The 3,143-nt window shown below is 52.5% G+C and carries 2 rRNA genes; both read right to left on the reverse strand.

The window, feature by feature from the left end:
• Positions 1–16 precede the first annotated feature (16 nt).
• Positions 17–131 (reverse strand): 5S ribosomal RNA (gene rrf, locus DES29_RS12215).
• Positions 132–241: 110 nt separating this feature from the next.
• A 23S ribosomal RNA gene (locus DES29_RS12220) occupies positions 242–3,122 on the reverse strand.
• Between the last annotated feature and the right edge of the window lie 21 nt (positions 3,123–3,143).

The raw sequence follows: 3,143 nt of genomic DNA on the forward strand, positions 1-3,143 counted from the left end.
GGGGTTCGTATAGGGAGCCTGGCGATGACCTACTTTCACTGGAAATACAACCAACTATCATCGGCGCAGAGGCGTTTCACTGTCCTGTTCGGAATGGGAAGGAGTGGGACCGCCACGCTATGGTCACCAGGCTTAAAAGGGGCGGAAAAGTAAAGCACTCTTCTTTCGGGCTGCGATGCAGTCACTATCCAATTCGCTTGAAGTCTTCTCTGAACTTTTCTGTTCAAGGCTTCACGGTTATAGGATCAAGCTTCACGAGCAATTAGTATTGGTCAGCTCAACGCCTCACAGCGCTTGCACATCCAACCTATCAACGTCCTGGTCTCGAACGACTCTTCAGGGAGGTCAAAGCCTCCAGGAAGACTTATCTTCAGGCAGGTTTCCCGCTTAGATGCTTTCAGCGGTTATCCTTTCCCCACATAGCTACCCGGCGATGCCACTGGCGTGACAACCGGTACACCAGAGGTGAGTCCACTCCGGTCCTCTCGTACTAGGAGCAGCCCCCGTCAATCTTCCAACGCCCACGGCAGATAGGGACAAAACTGTCTCACGACGTTTTAAACCCAGCTCACGTACCTCTTTAAATGGCGAACAGCCATACCCTTGGGACCGGCTACAGCCCCAGGATGAGATGAGCCGACATCGAGGTGCCAAACACCGCCGTCGATATGAACTCTTGGGCGGTATCAGCCTGTTATCCCCAGAGTACCTTTTATCCGTTGAGCGATGGCCCTTCCATGCAGAGCCACCGGATCACTATGACCTACTTTCGTATCTGCTCGACTTGTCGGTCTCGCAGTCAAGCACGCTTTTGCCATTGCACTATCAGCACGATTTCCGACCGTACCTAGCGTACCTTCGCACTCCTCCGTTACCCTTTAGGAGGAGACCGCCCCAGTCAAACTGCCTACCATGCACGGTCCCCGAAGCGGATTACGCTCCTAGGTTAGAACCTCAAACAAATCAGGGTGGTATTTCAAGGTTGGCTCCGCTAAGACTGGCGTCCTAGCTTCACTGCCTCCCACCTATCCTACACAGATCGGTTCAAAGTCCAATGCAAAGCTGCAGTAAAGGTTCATGGGGTCTTTCCGTCTAGCCGCGGGGAGATTGCATCATCACAAACATTTCAACTTCACTGAGTCTCAGGAGGAGACAGTGTGGCCATCATTATGCCATTCGTGCAGGTCGGAACTTGCCCGACAAGGAATTTCGCTACCTTAGGACCGTTATAGTTACGGCCGCCGTTTACTGGGACTTCGATCAGGAGCTTGCACCCCATCAATTAATCTTCCAGCACCGGGCAGGCATCACACCCTATACGTCGACTTTCATCTTTGCAGAGTGCTGTGTTTTTAGTAAACAGTTGCAGCCACCGATTCTCTGAGGCCTCTTCATGCTCGGAGTGTTTCTCTCTTCACACTACAAAGGCACACCTTATCCCGAAGTTACGGTGTCAATTTGCCGAGTTCCTTCTCCTGAGTTCTCTCAAGCGCCTGAGCATATTCAGCTCGCCCACCAGTGTCGGTTTGCGGTACGGTCAATTCCAAGCTGATGCTTAGAGGCTTTTCCTGGAAGCCCATTCAGTCACTTCAGTTGATCTCTCAACCTCGATCCTTCGCCTTGGAGATCCGTTGACGGATTTGCCTGTCAACCTCCTACGCTCGTAAACCGGGATGTCCAACACCCGGATGACCTTCAGGACTCCGTCCCCCCTTCGCACTTGAAATCGGTGCTGGAATATTAACCAGCTTCCCATCAGCTACGCTTCTCAGCCTGACCTTAGGGGCCGACTCACCCTGCTCCGATGAACGTAGAGCAGGAAACCTTGGGCTTGCGGCGAGCGGGCTTTTCACCCGCTTTAACGTTACTCATGTCAGCATTCGCACTTCTGATACCTCCAGCGGTCCTCGCGGATCCGCCTTCGCAGGCTTACAGAACGCTCCCCTACCACTCGCATTGCTGCGAATCCGCGGCTTCGGTTATTGACTTAGCCCCGTTACATCTTCCGCGCAGGAAGACTCGATCAGTGAGCTATTACGCTTTCTTTGAAGGATGGCTGCTTCTAAGCCAACTTCCTGACTGTCTTAGCCTTCCCACTTCGTTTTCCACTTAGTCAATATTAGGGACCTTAGCCGGCGGTCTGGGTTGTTTCCCTTTTGAGTCCGGACGTTAGCACCCGGTGCTCTGTCTCCCGTGCTCAGACTTCCAAGTATTCGGAGTTTGCCATGGTTTGGTAAGACGCCATGTCCCCCTAGCCATAACAGTGCTCTACCCCCTGGAGCCATACACGAGGCACTACCTCAATAGTTTTCGGGGAGAACCAGCTATCTCCAGATTTGTTTAGCCTTTCACCCCTATCCACAGCTCATCCGCTAATTTTGCAACACTAGTCGGTTCGGCCCTCCAGTGTGTGTTACCACACCTTCAGCCTGGCCATGGATAGATCATCTGGTTTCGGGTCTACGCCCAACGACTCATATCGCCCTGTTCGGACTCGCTTTCGCTGCGCCTCCCCTACTCGGTTAAGCTTGCCATTGAACGTAAGTCGCTGACCCATTATGCAAAAGGTACGCAGTCACCCTTGCGGGCTCCTACTGTTTGTATGTATGCGGTTTCAGGATCTATTTCACTCCCCTCCCGGGGTTCTTTTCGCCTTTCCTTCACAGTACTGGTTCGCTATCGGTCGATTACGAGTATTTAGCCTTGGAGGATGGTCCCCCCATCTTCGAGCAGGATTTCACGTGTCCCGCTCTACTTCTCGCAAGCTCAGTACCTTGAACCCAATTTCCCGTACGGGGCTGTCACCCTCTGTAGCCGGACTTTCCAGACCGTTCCAGTATCGAATTCAATATCACTTGCAGGCTCTTCCAATTTCGCTCGCCGCTACTTTCAGAATCTCGGTTGATTTCTTTTCCTGCAGCTACTTAGATGTTTCAGTTCGCTGCGTTCGCCTCTTGAAGCTATGTATTCACTTCAAGATACCCTTGCGGGTGAGTTCCCTCATTCGGACATCCGTGGATCAGTGCTCGCTTGCCAGCTCCCCACGGCTTTTCGCAGGCTGCGACGTCCTTCTTCGCCTGTAATCGCCAAGGCATCCACCACATACACTTAGTCGCTTGATCCTATAACTCTGAAGCCTTTTG

Origin of the sequence: Sutterella wadsworthensis (assembly GCF_003315195.1) — a bacterium.
Taxonomy (GTDB): domain Bacteria; phylum Pseudomonadota; class Gammaproteobacteria; order Burkholderiales; family Burkholderiaceae_F; genus Sutterella; species Sutterella wadsworthensis.